Source organism: Zoogloea ramigera, assembly GCF_006539865.1.
Lineage (GTDB): Bacteria > Pseudomonadota > Gammaproteobacteria > Burkholderiales > Rhodocyclaceae > Zoogloea > Zoogloea ramigera.
Genome location: NZ_BJNV01000009.1, coordinates 107,544 through 128,075, shown reverse-complemented (window position 1 = coordinate 128,075; position 20,532 = coordinate 107,544). Strand labels below are relative to the sequence as shown.

5 protein-coding genes are annotated in these 20,532 nt (G+C 68.7%); 3 read left to right on the top strand and 2 right to left on the bottom strand.

Annotated features, from left to right (window positions below; translation table 11 throughout):
• Positions 1 to 15,988, bottom strand: a 15,988-nt coding sequence (locus tag ZRA01_RS04080) for a PKD domain-containing protein (RefSeq protein WP_141349553.1), incomplete at its 3' end; no start/stop codon positions are given.
• Positions 15,989 to 16,242: 254 nt separating this feature from the next.
• Between ZRA01_RS04080 and ZRA01_RS04075 the strand changes: the two genes are divergently transcribed.
• The gene (locus ZRA01_RS04075; protein ID WP_141349551.1) at positions 16,243 to 16,701 is read left to right on the top strand and encodes a MaoC family dehydratase; all 459 of its coding nucleotides are present in this window, start codon (positions 16,243 to 16,245) and stop codon (positions 16,699 to 16,701) included.
• A 7-nt stretch (positions 16,702 to 16,708) separates the two neighbouring features.
• Here the strand turns inward: ZRA01_RS04075 and ZRA01_RS04070 are convergent, their stop codons facing one another.
• Positions 16,709 to 17,386, bottom strand: a complete 678-nt coding sequence (locus tag ZRA01_RS04070; RefSeq protein ID WP_141349549.1) for an alpha/beta hydrolase — start codon at positions 17,384 to 17,386, stop codon at positions 16,709 to 16,711.
• Between the two features lie 206 nt (positions 17,387 to 17,592).
• Between ZRA01_RS04070 and ZRA01_RS04065 the strand changes: the two genes are divergently transcribed.
• The gene (locus ZRA01_RS04065) at positions 17,593 to 19,503 is read left to right on the top strand and encodes a DUF294 nucleotidyltransferase-like domain-containing protein (protein WP_141349547.1); all 1,911 of its coding nucleotides are present in this window, start codon (positions 17,593 to 17,595) and stop codon (positions 19,501 to 19,503) included.
• Between the two features lie 3 nt (positions 19,504 to 19,506).
• On the top strand, positions 19,507 to 20,142 hold the full coding sequence (locus ZRA01_RS04060; RefSeq protein ID WP_141349545.1) for a 3'-5' exonuclease: 636 nt from the start codon (positions 19,507 to 19,509) through the stop codon (positions 20,140 to 20,142).
• The last annotated feature ends 390 nt before the right edge of the window (positions 20,143 to 20,532 follow it).

The window sequence follows — 20,532 nt, the reverse complement described above, 5'->3', positions numbered from 1 at the left end:
GGTTGTAGACGCTGCCTTCGGCCGTGGTTGCCGCGCCGCTGACCGCCGCAGTGGGCGCGACGTTGTCGACGGCGATGTCCTTGACCGCGGCGACATGCTCGCCGTCCTCGTCGGTGACGCGCACGGTGATGACAGGGTTGCTCGCGCCGTCGGCGTAAACATGCGTCAGCTGGCCGCCGCCGGCCACGAGGGCGTCGTAGGCGGTGGGGCTGAACTCGCTGCGGGCGGTGCCGTCGCCCCAGTCGATGCTGTACAGGCTGGGCGTGTCGGCGCCCGGGTCGACCCGCGGGCCGAGGGTGAGGGTGTAGCTGCCGCCTTCGGCAATGCTGGCGGCGCCGCTGACGGTGATGGCCGGCGCGACGTTGTTCACCGTGACGGCCTGGGTGCCGAGGGCAAAGAGGCCCTCTTCGTTGGCGGCGGACACCTGGACGACGTAGCTCGCGGCGCCATCGGCGTAGGTGTGCTGGACGACACCGCCGCTTGCGGCGAGGGCCTGGGCGGTGACGAGCTGGTAGTCGCCGGGGCTGGCTTCGTCGCCCCAGACGATGCGGTAGCTGCTGACGGTGTCCGCGCCCGGGTCGACCAGGTTGGTGATGGACAGGCTGTAGACACTGCCTTCATTCACGCTGGCGGCGCCGCTGACGGTGGCCGTCGGGGCCACGTCGATGACACTGACGCTGCGGCTGGCCGCCACGTGCTCGCCGTCTTCGTCGAAGACGTGCACGGTGATGGTGGGGCTGCTGGCGCCGTCGGCGAAGCGGTGGGTCACGGTGCCGCCGCCGGCGATGAGGGCGGCGTATTCGGTGGCGGTGTATTGGTTCTGGGTGCTGCCGTCACCCCAGTCGATGCGGTAAAGCACGGCGCTATCCAGGCCCGGATCGACCCGCGGACCGAGGGTGAGGGTGTACAGCGCGCCCTCGGCGACGCTGGCCGCGCCGGTGGCGCTGACGGTGGGAGCGACGTCGAGCACGACGAGCGGGTGCACCGCGGCGTTGAGGTGGGTGCCGTCTTCGTCCACCAGGGTCACGGCGATCTGGCGGGCGGTGCCGGAGGTGGCGCCGTCGGCGTAGGTGTGCTCAAACTGGCGGCCAGCCGGCATGGCGGCGCTGGAGACGATCTGCAGCGGGCTGCCGTCACCCCAGTCGATGCGGTATTCGCTGACCGTGTCGGCCGCCACGTCCTGCACGGGGCCGAGGGTGAGGGTGTAGGGGCTGCCCTCGCTCACCGCCCCGTCGCCGATCAGCGCGAGGGTCGGGGCGACGTTGGTGACACCGACGCTGAAGCTGTCGGTGGCGGTCTGGAAGCCGTCGTCGCTCACGGTGACGTCCACCGCGAACGGGGTGGCGCGGTCGTCGGCGAAGACGTGGCTGATGTTGAAGCTGAACTGGCCGGCGCCGAGGGTGATGACCTCGACCGGCGTGCCGTCGCCCCAGTTGATGCTGGCGCTGCGGCCGGCCGGGCCCTGGTCGGCGGGGTCGGTGAAGCTGACGGTGCGGCTGAAGAGGCGCCCTTCCCCGATGCTGGTGTCGCTGCCCGCGTCGACGGTGATGACTTCGGCCGGCCCGGCGACGGTGATGGCCTTGCTGCCGGCCACGAAGCTGCCGTCCTCGTCGGTGACGGTGGTGACGATGGTGACCGCGGCGGCGCTGGCGAAGCTGTGGGTGAGCTGCCGGCTGGCGGGCAGGTCGGCGGCGGCGATGAGCTGCGGCGGCGTGCCGTCACCCCAGTCGATGCTGTATTGGGTGACGCTGTCGGCGCCCGGGTCGACCACGTTGCCGAGGCTGAGGGTGTAGATCTGGCCCTGCTCGACGGTGTTGTCACCAAAGAGCGAGAGGGTCGGCGTAATGTTGCTGACCGTCACCGTGAAGCGGTCGGTCTCGACGCTGTTGGGCTGGCCTTGCTGGTCGTCCACCGTGACGGTGACGGTGTAGCTGCCGTTGTCGGGGAAATAGTGATCGACGAGCGGCGTGTGGCTGGTGGTGGTGAAAGTGCTCGTCACCGGGTTGCCGTTCTGGGTGTAGCCCCAGTCGACGGTGACGCGGTAGGCGTTGCCCACGTCCGGGTCGCCCAGCGCGAGGCTCTGGGAGAAGTAATGGCCCTCGTCGGCCACGCGGTTGGGGCCGGCCTCGAGGCGCGGGCCGTCATTCACGTTGTTCACCGTGATGTTGGTGAACACCGACTGGGTGGAGAACACGTTGCCGTCGCTGCCTGTCCAGCGGAAGGCGTCGGCGCCGGCAAAATCGGCCGTGCCGCGATAGACGAGCCGGCCGGCGGCCAGGTCGGCGACGCTGATCTCCTGCCCCGGCGCGACCGCCACGCCGTCGAGCGTGAGCGCCCCGGAGGCCGGCAGGGTGACGATGCGGATGGCGGCCAGGGTCTGGCCGTCGGCATCGCTGAAGCCGGCGGCGAACACGCTGTCGAGGAGCACGATGGCGGTGTCTTCAGTGCCGCTCACCGACACGTCGCTGACTTTCGGCGAGGTGTTGCTGTAGCGCTGGAGCAGCACTTCGTAGCTGTTGTTGCCGCCATGGGCGGTGTCGCGATAACCGGTGTAGGCCACCAGGAAGCCGCCATCGGCGGTGGCGACCACGTCGGCGCCGTATTCGGTGCTGACGTTGTTGATCGGCACCTGGCTGTCGATGGCGCGGCCGCTGGCGTCGTACTGCTGCAGCCACACGTTGCTGTAGTCGTCCCAGGTCACGACGAAGCCGCCGTTGGTGAGCCCCGTCACCGCAGGCCGGATCTGGTCGCCGGAGACCGAATAGTTAACCCGGAACTCGGCCCCCGCGGGAGTGCCGGCGCCATCAAAGCGCTGGCCATAAATGCCCTGGTAAGACCCATCCTGGCCGTAGGACGCCCACACCACGACGAAGGCGCCCCCACCCAGCGCCGCCACGGCGGACTGGCCCTGGCTGCTGTCGGTGTAGGTGTTCACCCGGAACGACGCGCCGTCGGCGCTGCCGTCGGCATTGAAGCGCTGGCCGAAGATGCCGCTGGCGCTGCCATCGGCGGTGTTGTCGGTCCAGGTGATCACGAAGTCGCCGCTGCTGTCGTTGAGCAGCGCGATCGCCGGCTCGTACTCGGCGATGTAGGGGTTCACCGGCACCGGGGTGCTGGCCCGGGTCTCGATGCCCAGCTTGTTGCCGCTGGCGTCGAAACGCTGGAAGAACACATCGTAGTAAGAGCCGTCGCGCTCGCCGTCGGAATACCACGCGACGATGAAGCCGCCGTCCTGGCTCTGGCTCACCGCCGGCTGGTACTGGTTGCCGCTGATGGACGTATTGACGAGCACCTCGCCCTCCGGCGCCGGGCTGCCGTCGGCCAGGTAGCGGCGCATGAAGACGCCGTCGCCCGAGTTGTCCACCAGATAATCGTTGGACGTCCACACCACCGCGAAACCGCCGCCGGACAGGCGGACCACCGCCGGCTCGTCCTGGGTGTGCAGGCCGGTGAGGTTGACCTGGAAGGGATCGCCCAGGGGGTTGTCGTTGGCGTCGTAGCGGCGCGCGAAGATGCCGTAGCCGTTGCCGTCGAGGCCGCTGGTGTCGGTGTAGGCGACCACATAACCACCGCCGTCGAGCATCGCCATGACCGGGTTCGCCTGGTCGCCGGCCTGGTTGCCACTGCCAGCGACGCGGCTGACGACCTGCTCGGCGCCATACATCACCGCCCCGTCGGGGTTGGCGACGATGTCGAGGGTGATCGCCAGCGGCGCCGTGACGCCACCGCTGCCGTCCGCCAGCCGCAGGGACACGGTGCGGCTCGGCTCGGGGTTGGACAGGAAGTTCTGGTAGGTGAGGTTCTCGATCAGGTGCTCCACCGCGTTGGGCGTCGCGTTGGCGTTGAAGCTGACCACCAGCGAGCCGCCATTCGCGCCGTTGCCAGTGATCGTGCCGATCGCCGTACCGCCGAAATACACGGTGTTGCCGAGCACGCCGATCTGCTCGGTGGCCATGCCCTGGTGACGGATGCCCAGCTGGTCCTGGGCGCGGAGGCCCGGGATGCCGGACTGGTTGGGGTCGCCGTAGGTGGTGAGGAAGCTCACGTCGAGGCGGCCACCGGCAAAGCTGGTGGAATCGACATCGAGGAGGCCGATGCCGGCGTCGATCAGCTGCGGTGCGGCGTTGAGGGCGTTCTCCTGGAAGCTCACGCTGCTCGCGAGGTCGACGATCTGCGGCGCAGCGCTGTGGGCGAAGGCCTGGGGCTCGCCCACCACACGCTGGAAGATGCCGTTGCTGTTGTTGTCGTAGTAGCCCTGCCAGGCGATCGCGAAGGCGTTGCCAGCCAGGCCGGCCACCACCGGTGCGTCGTCGCTGTAGGTGGCGGCGCTGCTGATCTCGATCTGCCCGTCCACGCGGGCGCCGGTGGCGTCGAACTTCTGCGCGTAGACCTCATCGCCGCCGTAATTGCGCCAGGTGATCACGAAGCCGCCGTCACCGGTGGCGGCGATGTCGGAGCTGCGCTGCTCGCTGGAGCTGGCCTCATTGACGCGGAACTCGTCACCCAGGGCATTGCCGGCGGCGTCGTAACGACGGGCGTAGATGCCGTCGCCGCTGCCGTCCTGCCCGCGGGAAACCCAGGTCGCAACAAAACCGCCGCCCACCGCGGCGATGCGCGGCGCGTACTGGTAGTCGGTGGTGTATTGGTTGAGCTGGAACTCGGTGCCCAGGGCGTTGCCGCTCTGGCCGTCGAAGAGCCGCGCATACACGCCGGAGTTGCTGCCGTCCTGGCCCTCGCTGCGCCAGGTGACGACAATGTTGCCGTTGGCGAGGCCGGTGATGGCCGGCTCGAACTGGTAGGCGTAGGGGTTGCCGACGACAGCCTGGTTGGCGCGGGTTTCCACGCCCACCGCAACGCCGCTCGCGTCGTAACGCTGGAAGAAGATGTCGTAGTACTCGCCGCTCCGCTCGCCGTCCGAGAACCAGGCGACGACAAAGCCATCGCCGAGGGCGCTGACCGCCGAGTCGTACTGGCTGCCCGAGGTCGAGCTATTGACGCGGAACTCGGCCCCCGCGGGGCTGCCCGCGGCGTCGAAACGCTGGGCCCACACCGAGTAGCCGCTGTCGTCGCGCCACTGGTCGGTGTAGGTCACCACCCAGCCGCCATCGGCGAGGCCGGTGACCGCCGGGGCGGTCTGGGCGCCCGGCGTGTAGGCGTTAACCTTGAACTCATTGCCCACCGGCGTGCCATTGGCCGCGTAGCGCTGGCCGACGATGGCGTTGTCCCAGCCATCCTCGCCGGCCGACTGCCAGACGATCACGTAGCCGCCATCCGCCAGCGTGGCGGCGGCCGGCAGGAGCTGCTCGGAGGTCTGGTAGGTATTGACGAGCTCCGGCTGGCCCAGGGGCTGTGCGCCGTCGGCCTCGGGGGCCACCACGATCTGCACCACCTGCGGCGTGCTGGTGGCACCATCACCGTCGGACAGGCTGATGCTCACCTGCCGGCTCGCCACCGGGTCGGAGGACGGGTTGCGGTAGGCGAGCCGCTCGATCACCCGCTCGACGAGGGGCTGGGTGGCGCTGGCATTGAATTCGATCACCAGATCACGGCCGGCCTGGCCGTCGCTGACCAGGGTGCCGATCACCGTGGCGCCCACGCGCACCTGGCTGCCGATCACATTGACCGGGCTGCCGCCGGTGGTCTCGTCGAGGATGGAGAAGTTGTCCTGGTCGGCGCGATAGTCGCCGATGTCCTGGTTGGTGCTCGAATAGCCGCTGATCACGCTGACCGTGAGCCGGCCGCCGGCAAAGTCGGGCGAATCACCGTCGAACAGGCCAATAGCGGTATCGATGAGTTGCGGCGTACCCAGGCTGTTCTCCTGGAAGCCGACGCTCGCGACCACATTGCCGAGCTCGGGCGCCCGGTTCGGCAGCGCCGAACCCGCGGCCCCATAGACGTTCTGGTAGATGCCCCAGGCGCCGGCCGCGTCATCGTTGGTGGCCGACCAGGCAACCACGAAGCGCCCGCCGGGCAGGCCTTCCACGTCACCGTAGCTCTGGTCGCTGGTGCCGTTCTGGGACACCCGTTGGGGGCCATCCACCTTGCTGCCGGCGGCGTCGTACTGCTGGATGTAGAAACCGCGGCCCCAGTCGTCGCCCGCCTCCCAGGCGACCACGAAGCCGCCGGTATCGAGGGCCGTCACGCGGGCGTAGGCGTCGTAATGGGAGGCGCTGGAGCCGTTGTTGACCAGCGTCTCCGCCCCCACCGGCACCCCGGCGGCGGTGAAGCGCTGCATGAACACGCCCTCGGCATCGCTGCCCGGGTCGTTGTCGCTGGTCCACACGATCACGAAGTCGCCATTCGCGAGGGTCGCCACGTCGGGGCGCTCCTGGCTACCGAGGGCCGTGGTGTGCACCTGGAAGCTGTCACCGACGGGCGCACCATCGGCGTCGAACAGGCGGGCATAGATGCCCCAGGCGCTGCCGTCCTGGCCGTTGGAATGCCAGGTGGCCACGAAACCACCGCCCGCGAGGGCTGCCAGCTGCGGGAAAGACTGGTTGCCGTCCGTGAAGGCCGTGCCAGCCCACACCGGATTTTCGTTGATCAGCACCGGCGCGCCCTGGGCCACGCCGGCGGCGTCGTAACGCACAAACAAGGTGCCGTAGCTGTTGCCGTCGGCGTTTTCTTCGGTGTAGGCGATCACGAAGCCGCCATCGGCGAGGCCGGTGAGCGTGGGTTGCAGCTGGTCGTAACTGGCGGCGGGGTTGACCCGCCATTCGCTGCCCGCCGGCGTGCCGGTGGCATCGAAGCGCTGGGCAAAGATGCCGCGGCTCCAGCCGTCGGGTGCCTCCCAGGCGACCACGAAGCCGCCGTCGGCCAGCGCAGCAGCGCGCACGCCGGAGTCGGCCCCCTGATTGCCCGGCGTCGTGGTGGACACCTGGAACTCGGGCCCGATGGCGGCGCCGTTGCTGTCGTAACGTTGGGCGAAGACGCCGTAGCCGTCGGAGTCCTGGCCGTTGGACTGCCAGATCACCACGTACTGGCCCGCGCTCGGGCCGGACAGATGGATGACCGTCGGGAAGATCTGGCTGTCGGTGGTGTAGGTATTGACGCGGGTGTCGCCCGCCAGCAGCGGCACGCCACCGTCGGTCTCGGCCGCCACGTTGACGGTGATGGTGCGGGCTGCGCTCTGGCCGCCGTGGCCATCGCTCACCACCACCTCCACCAGCCGCGAAGTGACCGGGGCCGACGAGACGTTGCGGTAGGCCAGACGCTCGGCCACCTGCTCGACGATCTCGGCCGTGGCCGCCGCGTTGAAATGCACCTGCAGGGCGAGGCCGTTCTGGCCGCCCTCCAGCGTACCCACCTGCACCCCGCCAAAGCTGACGACAGCGCCGGCCACGCCAACCTGCCCCGCGCCGTTGCCCTCGTGGAGAATCGTAAACACGTCCTGCCCGGGGCCTTCGGCGTCATAGCCTTCACCGCCGCCGTAGCCTTGCAGCACCGCCACCGTGAGCACGCCACCGTTAAAGCTGGGCGACGCCCCTTCCACCACGCGCAGGCCCGGGTCGAGCAACTGGGGCGCAGCGTTGACCGCGTTTTCAGCAAAGCTGACTTCGGATTCAAGATCCAGCAGCTGCGGGCTCAGCGGCCGCTCGGGCGCCCCCGCCGTGCCGAACAGGCGCTGATACACGCCGTAATCGCCCACGCCTGGCTGATCCAGGTGAGTATTGGCCCAGGCCGCCACGAAACCGCCACCGGTCAGCCCTGTGATGGCCGGGTAGATCTGGGTGTAGGCCGCGCTGTCGCTGAGCAGCAGCGGGCCGTCGACCTTGTTGCCAGCCCCATCGAACTGCTGGGCCCAGACGTTGTAGTAATCACCGACGGTAACGTTGTAGTACGCATCCCAGGCCACCACGAAGCCGCCGTTGGCGAGCGCGGCGATCTGCGGATACTGCTCATGGTTCGACGGGAAATCCGGCGTATTGATGACGAACTCGCCGCCCACCACCGCACCACCCGCCGTGTAGCGCTGGCCGCGCACAGAGGCATCGGACTCATCCGACCACACCACCACGAAATCGCCGTTGGCCAGCGTGGCCACCGTCGGGCTGTACTGGTTGCCGACGAGGTTGGTATTGACCTGGAACTCGCTGCCCAGCTTCTCGCCGGCGGCATTGAAGCGCTGGCCGAAGATGCCGGCACCGGAGCCGTCCTGGTACTGCGAGCGCCACACCGCCACAAAGCCCGTCTCGTTGCTGCCGGCCGTGGCCGGGTCGTCGCGCAGGGCCGCGAGCGCGGGCAGGTATTGTTCGTAAGCCGTGTAGGTGTTGAGCTGGAAATAGCTGCCCAGCGCATTGCCGCCCGCGTCGTAACGCTGGGCGAAGCTGCCGTAGCTGCTGCCGTCCTGCACCTGGTCGGCAAAGGCCACCACGAAGCTGCCGTCGGCCAGGCCGACCACCGCCGCGTGGGTCTGGTCGTAGTTGCTGGCGGTGTTGACACGGAACTCCGCCCCCAGCCGCTCGGCCGCCTCGCTGAAGACCTGGGCGAACACGCCGCCGGAGCTGCTGTCCTGGTTCTCGCTGCGCCACGCCACCACGAAACCGCCACCGGCCAGGGCCGTGACCGCCACCTCACTCTGGCTGTTGGTGGTGTAGCTATTCACCTGGAACTCGGCGCCGATGGGCACGCCAGCCGCCGTGAAGTGCTGGCCGTGGACGCCCCAGTAGCTGCCGTCCTGGCCGTTGGACTGCCACACCACCACGTAGCTGCCGTCGGCCAGGGTGGCCACGACGGGATGGGTCTGGTCGCCGGGCAGGTAGGTATTGACCCGCTCCTGGCCGGCGAGCGGCACCGCGCCGTTGGCCTCGGGGGTGATGTTGATGGTGACGGTGCTGGCCGTGGCCGCCCCGCTGGCGTCCGTCAGGCGGATCTCCAGCGCGCGGCTCGCCAGCGGCCCCTCGGTGGTGCTCTGGTAGCTGAGGTGTTCGATGACCGCCTCGACCGCCTCGGCGCTCGCCGCCGCGTTGAACTCGACGAACATCGGGCTGCCCTGCTCCCCGCCGCTCATCCGGCCGATAACGGTGCCTTCGTAGCTGACCTCGTTGGCCCCGGAGACATCCACCTGCCCCGCGCCGCTGCCGTCGGCCACGATGCCGAGCTCATCGCTCGGCCGACCGTTGCCAACGAAGGACACCATCAGCTCCGCGCCTTCCAGGCTACCCGCTCCCTGGACGAGGCTCACCGCGCCATCGAGCACCGCCTCGACGCGAGACTGGCTCTCGGTGAGGTTGACCACCGGGGTGAACTCGTTAAGGGCCAGGCTGGCCGCCGGCGCGCTGGCCGCCAGGCTGATCGCGATCTCCTGCGAGGCCGAGGCCATGCCCGCCCCGTCGAACAGCCGATAGGCCACGCTGCGCGTGGTGCCAGCCGGCACGCTGGCGTCGGTGTACTGGTAGCTGATGTTCTCGGCCAGCGCACGCACGGCGGCCGCCGTGGCGTTGGCGTTGAGGCTGATCACCAGCGGCGCGCCGGCGCTGCCGCCGGCAATGCTGCCGATCACCACGCCACCGTGGCTCACCTGGCTGCCGCTGACGCCGATCTGGCCGGCCCCGCTGCCCTCGCTGCGCACCGACAGCGCATCACTGGCCCCTGCCCCGCTGGTGAAATACACCCACAGGCTGCCGCCCGCCAGGCTGGCGTTGGCCGACACCTGAAGGTCGTTGTCGATGACTTGCGGGGCCGCCATGTCGGCCACCCCGAAGGTGACCGCCGGGGCCAGGTCGTCGAGCACCGGCTGCGTATCGCCAGGCCGCACCACCGTTTCGCCGAAGACCTGCTGGAAGACCCCCGAGGCGCTGCCGTCGGCGTTACCGTCGGCCCGCCAGGCGACCACGAAGTTACCGTTACCCAGGTCGGCAATGGCCGGCTCGTACTGGTTGCGGTAAGTGGCACCGCTGTCGTCGTTAACACGCCGGTCGCCATCCACCGGGTTGCCGGCGGCATCGAACTCACGAATGTAGGTGTCGCCCCAGTATTCACCCGTGTCATTGTAGAAGGCCACCACGAAGCCGCCCGTCGGCAGGGCGCTGACCTTGGCCATGTACTGGTTGCCCGACACGTTGTCGTTGACGCGGAACTCGCCGCCCACCGGCGCGCCGCTGGCGTCGAGGCGTTGGGCAAAAGTGGCGTAGCCCGAGCCGTCGCGCCCGTTGTCGTCACGCCACACCACAACGTAGCCGCCACCTGCAAGGGCCGCCACGTCCGGGTCGATCTGGGTGCTGTAGGTGTAGCTGTTGATCTGGACGGTGTTGCCGAAGCTGCCGCTGACGGCGTCGAAGCTGCGCCCGAAGATGCCCCAGCCGCTGCCGTCGTTACCGTTGCTGTCGCGCCACACGATCATCATGCTGCCGTCGGCGTGGGCCGCGATGCGCGGCAGATCCTGGCTGCCGGGCTGGGCGTCGGCGCTGCCTGGGCTCACGCTGACCCGCTGCTCGGGCGTGCCGAGCACATTACCGGCGTTGTCGAAGCGGGTGAGGTAGATGTCGTAGCCGTTGCCGCCCGGCACGTTGGTGTCGGCCGTCCAGGCCACCACGAAACCCTGGTCGTGGCTGGCGACCACACTGTGCAGCTGATAGCCCAGAGTGGTGGTGCTGACGACGAAGGCGCTGCCCTCGGCGCTGCCGGCCGCATCGTAGCGCTGGGCAAACACGCCCCAGCCGCTGAGGTCGTTTCCGTTGGGGTCCTGCCAGGTGATCACGTAGCCGCCATCCGACAGGCCCGCCACCTGAGGGTAGCTCTGCTCGCCGGCCGTCGCGGTGTTGACCCGCACTTCCGGGCCCACCGCCACGCCGGCGGCGCTGAAGCGCTGGGCGTAGATGCCCCAGCTGGAGCCATCCTGCTCGGCGGAGGTCCAGGCGATCACGTAGCCGCCATCGGCCAGTTTGCCGATCGCCGGGCCGGTCTGCTCGCCTGCGAAATGGGTGTTGACCTGATCTTGCGGGTAGGCCGGCGGCGTGCCGTCGGCCTCGGGCGTCACCGTGATGGTGAGCACGTTGGGCGCACTCGCCCCACCGTCCCCGTCGCTGACGCGCAGGCCCAGCGTGCGGCTGGCGTTGGGGCTGGAGTCGGGGTTGGCGTAGCCCAGGCGCTGCACCAGCGCCTGCACGGCGTCGGCCGTGGCGGCGGCGCCGCTGAAGTCGATGCGCAGGTTGGTGCCGTTGGCCCCACCGCTCAGGGTGCCGATCGGCGTGCCGGCGTAGCTCACCACGTTGCCGGCCACGCTGATCGGGCCGCCAGCGACGACGCCGAGCTGGTCTGCGGCGGTGCCGCCGCTGAGGTAATAAAGGTCGAGCCGCCCGCCGCTGAAGTCGGCCGAGTCAGCGTCGCTGAGGCTCACCGCCGCGTCGATGACCTGCAGGCCGCCGTTGACGGCGTTTTCCATGAAGCTGACGGCGCCCGTGAAGTCGGAGAGGTCGGGGTCGCCCTGCCGCGCCAGCGCAGCGCCGTCGCCGAAGACTTGCTGGTAGATGCCGCTGGCGCTGCCGTCGGCGTTGTTGTCGGCCCGCCAGGCAACGACGAAGTTGCCGTTGCCCAGGTCGGTGATGGCCGGCTCGTACTGGCTGCGGTAGGCCGCCCCGCTGTCGGCGTTGACCCGGCGATCGCTGTCGACCGGGTTGCCCGCGGCATCGAATTCGCGGATGTAGGTGTCGCCCCAGTAGTCGCCCGTGTCGTTGTAGAAGGCGACCACGAAGCCGCCCGTCGACAGGGCCGTCACCTTGGGTTGGTACTGGCTGCCCGAGGTGTTTTCGTTGACCAGGAAGGCGTCGCCCAGGGCCACGCCCGCGGCGTCGAAGCGCCGGCCGAAGGTGGCCGTGCCCGAGCCGTCGAGGGCGTTGTCGTCGCGCCACACCACCACGAAGCTGCCGTCGGCGAACATCGCCACGTCGGGTTCGTACTGGTGGCCGCTGGTGACAGTGTTCACCAGGAACACGTCGCCGAAGCTGCCGCTGGCGGCATCAAAGCTGCGCCCGTAGACGCCGTGGCCGCTGCCGTCGCTGGCGCTGTCGTCGCGCCATACGATGACGAGGTCGCCATCAGCCCGCGCGGCGATGCGCGGCATGTATTGGTAGCCGGACTGGGCGTCGGTCGTGCCCGGATTGACGCTGACCCGCATCTCGGGGGTGCCGACGATGTTGCCGGCGTTGTCGAAGCAGGTGAGGTAGATGTCGTGGCCGTTACCGCCCGACACGTTACCGTCTGCCGACCAGGCCACCGCAAAGCCACCGGTGTAGCTGGCGACGGCCTGGTAGAGCTGGCTGCCCAGGGTGGTGGTGTTCACCACGAACTGCCCGCCCGCCAGGCTGCCGTCGGCCCCGAAACGCTGGCCGAACACGCCCCAGCCGGAGCTGTCGGCGCTGCCGTTGTCCTGCCACACGATCACGTAGCCGCCGTCCGACAGGCCCGCCACCTGCGGGGTGCTCTGCTCGCCGTAGGTGGCCGTATTGACCTGCATTTCCGGGCCCACCGCCACGCCCGCGGCGCTGAAGCGCTGGGCATGGACGCCCCAGCCGGAGCCGTCCTGGCCGTTGGAGATCCAGGCGATCACGTAGCCGCCGTCGGCGAGCTTGCCGATGGCAGGATTGACCTGCTCACCCGACGTATAGGTATTGACCTGCTCCTGCTCGCCAAGGGCCTGCGTGCCGCCGAGTTCGTCGCCGACGTAGAGGGTGAGCACGTTGGGCGCACTCGTCCCGCCATCCCCGTCGCTGATGCGCAGGCCCAGCGTGCGGCTGGCGTTGGGGCTGAAGTCGGTGTTGCCATAGCCCAGGTGCTGCACCAGCGCCTGCACGGCGTCGGCCGTGGCGGCGGCGCCACTCAGGTCGATGCGCAGGTTTTCACCATTGGCACCGCCGCTCAGGGTGCCGATCGGCGTACCGGCGTAGCTCACCACATTGCCCGCCACGCTGATCAAACCGCCGGCCACCACGCCGAGCTGGTCTTCGGCCGCGCCGCCGTTGAGGTAGTAGAGGTCGAGCCGCCCGCCGCTGAAGTCGGCCGAGTCGACGTCGCTGAGGCTCACCGCCGCGTCGATGATCTGCAGGCCGCCGTTGACGGCGTTTTCCATGAAGCTGACCGCGCCGGTGAAGCCGGAGAGCTCGGGGTTGCCCTGCCGGCCAAGCGCAGCGCTGTCGCCGAAGACTTGCTGATAGATGCCGCTGCCATCGGCGTTGTTGTCGGCTCGCCAGGCGACCACGAAGCTGCCGTTGCCCAGGTCGGTGATGGCCGGTTCGTACTGGTAGCGGTAAGCCCCGACTTCGTCGCTGTGCACCCGGCGATCGCTGTCGACCGGGTTGCCGGCCGCGTCGAACTCGCGGATGTAGGTGTCACCCCAGTAGTCGCCCGTGTCGTTGTAAAAGGCGACCACGAAGCCGCCGGTCGACAGGGCCGTCACCTTGGGCTGGAACTGGCTGCCGGTGGCGTTTTCGTTGACGAGGAAGGCGTCGCCCTGCGGGGCGCCCGCGGCGTCGAAGCGCCGGCCGAAGGTGCCCGCGCCCGAGCCGTCGAGGCCGTTGTCGTCGCGCCACACAACCACGAAGCTACCATCGGCGAACATCGCCACATCGGGCTCGTACTGGTTGCCGCTGGTGACGGTGGTGACCTGGAACACCTCGCCGAAGCCGCCGCTGGCGGCATCAAAGCTGCGCCCGAACACACCGTAGCCGCTGCCGTCGTTGCCGTTGTCGTCGCGCCACACGATGACGAGGTCGCCATTGGCCCGCGCGGCGATGCGCGGCAGGTACTGGTTGCCGGACTGGGCGTCGGCGCTGCCCGGATTGACGCTGACCCGCATCTCGGGGGTGCCGACCACGTTGCCGGCGTTGTCGTAGCGGGTGAGGTAGATGTCGTCGCTGTCGCCGCCCGGCACGTAGCTGTCGCTCGCCCAGACCACCGCAAAGCCGCCGGCGTAGCTGGCGATGGCGCCCTGGAACTGGTAACCGATGGTTGTGGTGTTCACCACGAAGGCCTCACCTGCCGGGCTGCCGTCGGCGCCAAAGCGCTGGCCCAGCACGCCCCAGCCGGAGCCGTCGGCACTCGCGTTGTCCTGCCACACGATCACGTAGCCGCCGTCCGACAGGCCCGCCACCTGCGGGTAGCTCTGCTCGCCGGCCGTCGCGCTGTTAACCCGCACTTCCGGGCCCACCGCCACGCCCGCGTCGCTGAAGCGCTGGGCGTAGATGCCCGAGCTGGAGCCGTCCTGGCCGTTGGAGCTCCAGGCGATCACGTAGCCGCCATCGGCCAGCTTGCCGATCGCCGGGTTCAGCTGATGATCCTGGGTATAGGTATTGACCGGATCTTCCCCGCCAAAGGCCGGCGTGCCGTCCTCTTCACGAATCACGTTAACCGTGACGACGCCACCGCCCGTCGACACCCCGCTGCCGTCCTCGATGCGGACTCCCACCTGGCGGCTGGCCAGGGGGCTGAAGCTGGTGTTGGCGTAGGCGATGCCCTGCACCAGCGCCTCGATGGCGTCCGCGCCTGCCGCCGCATTCAGGCGGATCTGCAGCGCGCTGCCGGCGGTGCCGCCCGAGACCTCGCCGATCACCACGCCGCCGTAGCGGACTTCGCTGCCTGCCACGCCGATCTCGCCCACGCCGTCGCCGGTGCCGCGCACCGACAGCTGGTCGGCCGGGCTCGCGCCGCTGACGTAAAAGACGGTGACGACGCCGCCTTCGAAGCTGGCGCCCGCCCGGGCCGAGAAGCTCACCAGCGGGTCGAGCACCTGGGGCGTGGCGTTGACCACGTTTTCGTCGAAGCTGACGGTGCCACCAAAATCGGCGAGCACCGGGGCTGCGTTGCCCCGCACCAGCTCGGCCGCCGAGCCGAAGAGCTGCTGATAGATGCCGGCGTTGGAGCCGTCCTGGCCGTCCGAGCGCCACACGACCACGAAGTTGTCGCTGCCGAGGTGGGCAATCGCCGGCTCGTACTGGTAGTAGCTGCCGCTAGGCGAATTGACCTTCACCTCGGCGCCGACCGGGGAGCCGTCGGCGGCGTACTCACGCACGTAAACGTCTGCTGCCGACCCGGTGCCGCTCGCGTCGTAATAATCGTTGTACCAGCTGACCACGAAGCCGCCGCTCGCCAGCGCGGTGACCGCCGGCTGGTACTGGCTGCTGATCACGCTCCCATTGACGAGGAACTCGCCACCGAGTTGGTTACCGCCCGCATCGAAGCGCTGGGCATAGACGCCGTAACCGCTACCGTCGTGGCTGCCGTCATCGGCCCACACCACGACGAAGCTGCCGTCGGCAAGCACCGCCACGTGGGCGTCGGACTGGTTGGAATCGGTGGTGGTGTTGACCCGGAACTCGCCGCCGAGCGCGGCGCCGGCGGCATCGAAGCGCTGGGCATAGACGCCACCGCCGCTGCCGTCCTGGCCTTCGGAGCGCCACACGACGACGAAGCCGCCGCCGTCGAAGGCCGCAATCGCGGGCTCGTTCTGGTTGCCGCTCACAGTGCTGTTGACGGCAAACTCGGCGCCGCTCGGGCTGCCGTCGTTGGCGTAGCGGCGGGCGTACACACCGTAGCTGCCGCCATCGTCCTGGTACTGGGAAGCCCAGGTGACGACGAAGCCGCCATCGACCGCGGCAATGGCCGGCGTGCCCTGGTCGTAGAGGGTGGTCTGGTTGACGAGGAACTGGCTGCCCCGGGCCACGCCGTGGGCGTCGTAGCGCTGGGCAAAAACGCCCCAGCTGCTGCCGTCGGCGTACTGATCGGACCAGGCGACAACGAAGCCACCGTCGGAGAGGCCTACGATGGTCGGCTGGATCTGCGCATTGGCGGTGGCGCTGTTCACCCGGAACTCGGCACCGACCGGCATCCCCACGCTGTTGTAGCGCTGGGCGTAGATCCCGTCGTCACTACCGTCCTGCCCGCGGGAGACCCAGCTTACGACATAACCCCCACCGGCAAGCACCGCCACCTGGGCACCATATTGGTGGTCGTTCGTGTAGTAATTGACCCGCTCTTCACCGTAAACCGCAGCCATTTTGCATTCCTTCCCGTCTGGTGGCCCCGCGGCGAAAAACCGGGGAGCTTATTTTTGGGAGGGCTCATGCAATTACGATGCCTGCGAACAAAAATCCAATAAAAACAACAGTCCTAAAAACAGCTTTTAACACTCTGTAAAAAAACCTGACAGTCGGACGCCACCCTTCACCCGGCCCGCCGGCGGCCCGCCCCACCGCCGGGATCGGCTAAGATGCCGCACGGCAAGCATTTTCAATATCAAGGAGAAACCCCATGGACACCCGCTACCTGGACGACCTGAAGCCTGGCGACCGCTTCGTGAGCGGCGGCCTCACCCTCACCGAGGCCGAGATCATCGACTTCGCCTTCCGCTACGACCCGCAGCCCTTCCACCTCGACGCCAACGCCGCCGCCGACTCGCCCTACGGCGGGCTCATCGCCAGCGGCTTCCAGTCGATCGCGGTGTGCTTCCGGTTGTTCATCCAGAGCGGCATCTTTGCCGAATCGAGCATCGGCTCGCCGGGCCTCGACGAGCTGCGCTGGCTGGCCCCGGTGCGCCCCGGCGACACCCTGAAGAGCGTCGTCGAGGTGCTCGACGTGCGCCCCTCGCAATCGAAGCCCGACCGGGGCATCGCCCGGCTGCTCTACAAGGCCGAGAACCAGCGCGGCGAGACGGTGCTGAGCTTCATCGGCAACAACATGCTGAAGCGCCGCCCCGCAGCGGCAGCCTGAAGCCGGCTCAGGCCGCCAGCACCTTCGCCAGCCAGTCCTCGATGTCGCGTACTTCCGGCAGGCACAGGGAGTGCTCCATCGGGTAGCTGCGCCATTCCAGCGGGTAGCCGGCGGCGGCGAGCAGCTCGGCCGACTGCCGCGCGAAATCGTGGGGGATCACCGAATCGCCCTGGCCGTGGGCCATGAAGATCGGCACGTCGCGGTTGGCCGGGTGGGCTTCGCCGGCGAGGCGCTCGGCCAGCGGCAGGAAGGTGGACAACGCCATCACCCCGGCCAGCCGGTGCGGGTGGCGCAGGCCGGCGTGGAGGGCGATCGCCCCGCCCTGGGAGAAGCCCGCCAGCACGATGCGCTCGTCGGGGATGCCGCGGGCGTTCTCGCGGGCGATCAGCGCCTCCACCTGGGCCGCCGAGGCTTCGGTGCCCTCGACGTCCTCGGCGCGGTTGCCGTAATCGCGCGAGTAGATGTCGAACCACGCCCGCATCACGTAACCGGCGTTGATGGTCACCGCCCGCTTGGGCGCGTGGGGAAAGATGAAGCGGGTGGGCGGCAGACGGTCGGCGTCGAACTCGTCCACCACCGGCTCGAAATCGTGGCCGTCGGCGCCCAGGCCGTGCAGCCAGATCACCGCGTGGGTGGGTGCGGGCCCGGTGAGGATTTCGACAGTGGGCAAGAGGGATTCGGTCATGGCGGGTCCTGGCAACAGAAGGGAAAATGGGGGGAACACGAGGAGCGCGCGATTGTAGCCGAGCCCGGGCGAGCGCCGCCGCCGCGGCAATGTTCACGCCGGGCGCGAAGTGACCCCACTTCAAGCAAAGTTTTTTGCGCAAGATCATGACGCCGGGGCATGGGCAGAGTAGATTCGGGCTTTTGCTCCGTCCCCCTGCGCCGCCCATGGACACCACCGCCTCCGACACCCTGATCCGTACCCATCTCGACTTCCTGCGCCGCCATGCCCCCTTCGACCGCATGGAGCCCGACGCCCTGCGCTTTCTTGGCGAGCGGCTGTCCACGGCCTTCTACCCCGCCGAGTCCGAGATCCTGGTCCCCGAAGATGGCCCGCCGCGCTTCTTCTACATCGTCTATCGCGGCAAGGTGCAGGCCCGCCAGACGGGCGCCGTCTCGGTCACCGAATATTCCACCCTCACCCTGGGCCCCGGCGAAGGCTTCCCGATCGGTGCCATCTCTGCCGGGCGGCCGTCCACCAACAGCCACCTGGCGGTCGAGGACACCTACTGCTTCCAGCTCCCGGCGGCCGACTTCCTGCGCCTCCAGGAGCTCAGCCCGAGCTTCCAGATCTTCTGCACCCGCTACATCGCGAGCCTGATGAGCCAGTCGCGGGAGCAGCTGCAGGTGCAGTTTGCCCAGCGCGCCGCCGAGCAGCAAACCATGACCACCTCGCTCTCCAACCTGGTGAGCAAGGCGCCGGTCTTCGTCGGCCCCGGCGTCGCCACCCGCGCCGCCCTCGAGAAGATGGTCGAGGCCAAGGTCGGCTGCATGGCCGTGGCCGGCGATGATGAAAAACCCGTCGGCGTGCTCACCCAGAGCGACATCCTCAAGCGCATCGTGCTCACCGGCTTCGACCTCGCCCGCCCCATCGCCGACGTGATGACCACCCCGCCCCACACCCTGGGCGGCGGCGCCACCGCCTACGACGCAGCCCTCGAAATGGCCACCCACGGCGTGCGCCACATCCTGGTGGTCGACGCCGAAGACCGGCTGAAGGGCGTGATCTCCGAGCGCGACCTCTTTGCGCTGCAGCGCATCAGCCTGCGCCAGATCCGCTCGGGCATCGAGAGCGCCGCCGACATCGAGGCGCTCCAGCGCGCCAGCCGCGACATCCGCCAGCTGGCCCTCAACCTGCTCGCCCAGGGCATCGGCGCCGAGCAGCTCACCCAGTTCATCTCGGCCCTCAACGACGCCCTCACCCGACGCATCCTCGAGCTCAACCTCAACCGCCACGACCTGTACGGCGTCGAATACGCCTGGCTGGCCTTTGGCTCCGAGGGCCGCCACGAGCAGACACTGTCCACCGACCAGGATAACGGCATCGTTTACCTGCTCCCCGAGTGGGCCGACAAGGAGCCCCTCAAGCTGCGCCTCCTCGAGTTCGCCAAGGACGTCAACAACGACCTCGCCGCCTGCGGCTTCCCGCTGTGCACAGGCAACATCATGGCCAGCAACCCCGAGCTCTGCCTCACCGTCGACGAATGGCGCGAGAAGTTTGGCAGCTGGATCCGCGAGCCCCACCCCGAGGCCCTCCTCAACGCCACCATCTTCTTCGACTTCCGGGTGCTCTACGGCGACGAGAAGCTCGCCCACAACCTGCGCCACTGGCTGCTCGCCCTCACCGGCGGCAACCCGGCCTTCCTCAAGGCGATGGCCGCCAACGCCCTCGACGTGGCGCCGCCGCTGGGCAAGATCCGCGACTTCGTCACCGACGACGACCCCAAGCACCCCGGCAGCATCGACCTCAAGAAGTTTGGCGCCCGCCTGTTTGTCGACGCCGCCCGCGTGCTCGCCCTGCGCACCGGCGTCGAGGCCACCAGCACCGTGCAGCGCCTGCGCCAGGGCGGCTCGCGCATCGGAATGCCGGCCGAGGAGCTGTCGGCGATGGCCGACGGCTTCCACTTCATCCAGCTCCTGCGCCTGCGCCACCAGCACCTCGACACCGACCACGGCGCCCCCGGCGACAACCGGGTCAAGCCCGACAACCTCAACGAGCTCGACCGGCGCATCCTCAAGGAGGCCTTCCGGCAGGCCCGCAAGATCCAGCTCCGTCTCAAGCTCGACTACCAGATCTGACCCATGAACTGGCTCTCCCGATTCCTGCCCGGCAGCGGCCCGGGCCTCACCCCCGAGCAGCAGGCCAGCCTCGATCTCGCCGGCAAGCTGCCGGCGCCCGACCTGGCCCGCTCCCACTATGAAACCCGCTACGTGGTCGTCAACACCGAGACCGGCCCCGCCGACGGCGCCAGCCAGCGCCTGCTGGCGGTGGGCGCGGTGGCCATCAACCGCGGCCTGATCCACCCCGACGACGCCTTCCAGGCGCGGCTCGGCGACAGCCCGGCCGACGCCCTCATCGGGCTCTTGCGTTTCATCGCCCTCGCCCCGGTGGTGGTCTTCAACGCCCCCTTCAACCGCGGCACCCTCGAGCGCGCCTTCGAACAACACCTGGGCAACCAGCCCACCCTCGAATGGCTCGACCTGATGGTGCTGCTGCCCAGCCTCTACCCTGAACGAATCGGCGGCCAGGCCCGCATGGACGCCTGGCTGGGCGCCTTCGACATCGACCGCCTCGCCCCCCGCGACGCGCTGCTCGAAGCCTACGCCGTCGCCCAGCTGCACCTGGTCGCCCTCGCCCGCGCCCGCCACCAGGGCCTCGCCAGCCCGCGCGATCTGCTCGATACGCAGAGCAGCCGCAAGTGGCTGCGGGGGGGGTGAATACGCTCACCCCCGGGCGCTCCACGGCCCGTTCCTGCAGGCCGGTGCAGACAGACAGCGCAACACCAACCCAACGCCCCACATGGGGCGTTTTCATTGCGGGGCCCGGAAATGTAACTTGCTCATCGCTGGCCGAGGGCGGGCCTGCGTCGGGATACCCTATGGCTATTAAAAATCCGTCAGACGGATCAATAAATCACCCACGCAGATTTAAAGATGGCCCGGGCAGATTTAAAGATCCGAAATCCAGATCAAGAATATCGCGCTGCCTGCCTTGAGATCCGGCTGACGAATTTTTAAATCCATCAAACCGATTTAAAAATCAGCGGGCCGCATCTTTCCTGGACCGGAGCACAATAAAAATTCCGTGAGCCGGATCTTTCGAGGCCA

Coding starts and splice junctions, on each gene's coding strand:
- ZRA01_RS04075 (WP_141349551.1), top strand. CDS start 16,243: ATGGACACCCGCTACCTGGACGACCTGAAGCCTGGCGACCGCTTCGTG.
- ZRA01_RS04070 (WP_141349549.1), bottom strand. CDS start 17,386: ATGACCGAATCCCTCTTGCCCACTGTCGAAATCCTCACCGGGCCCGCA.
- ZRA01_RS04065 (WP_141349547.1), top strand. CDS start 17,593: ATGGACACCACCGCCTCCGACACCCTGATCCGTACCCATCTCGACTTC.
- ZRA01_RS04060 (WP_141349545.1), top strand. CDS start 19,507: ATGAACTGGCTCTCCCGATTCCTGCCCGGCAGCGGCCCGGGCCTCACC.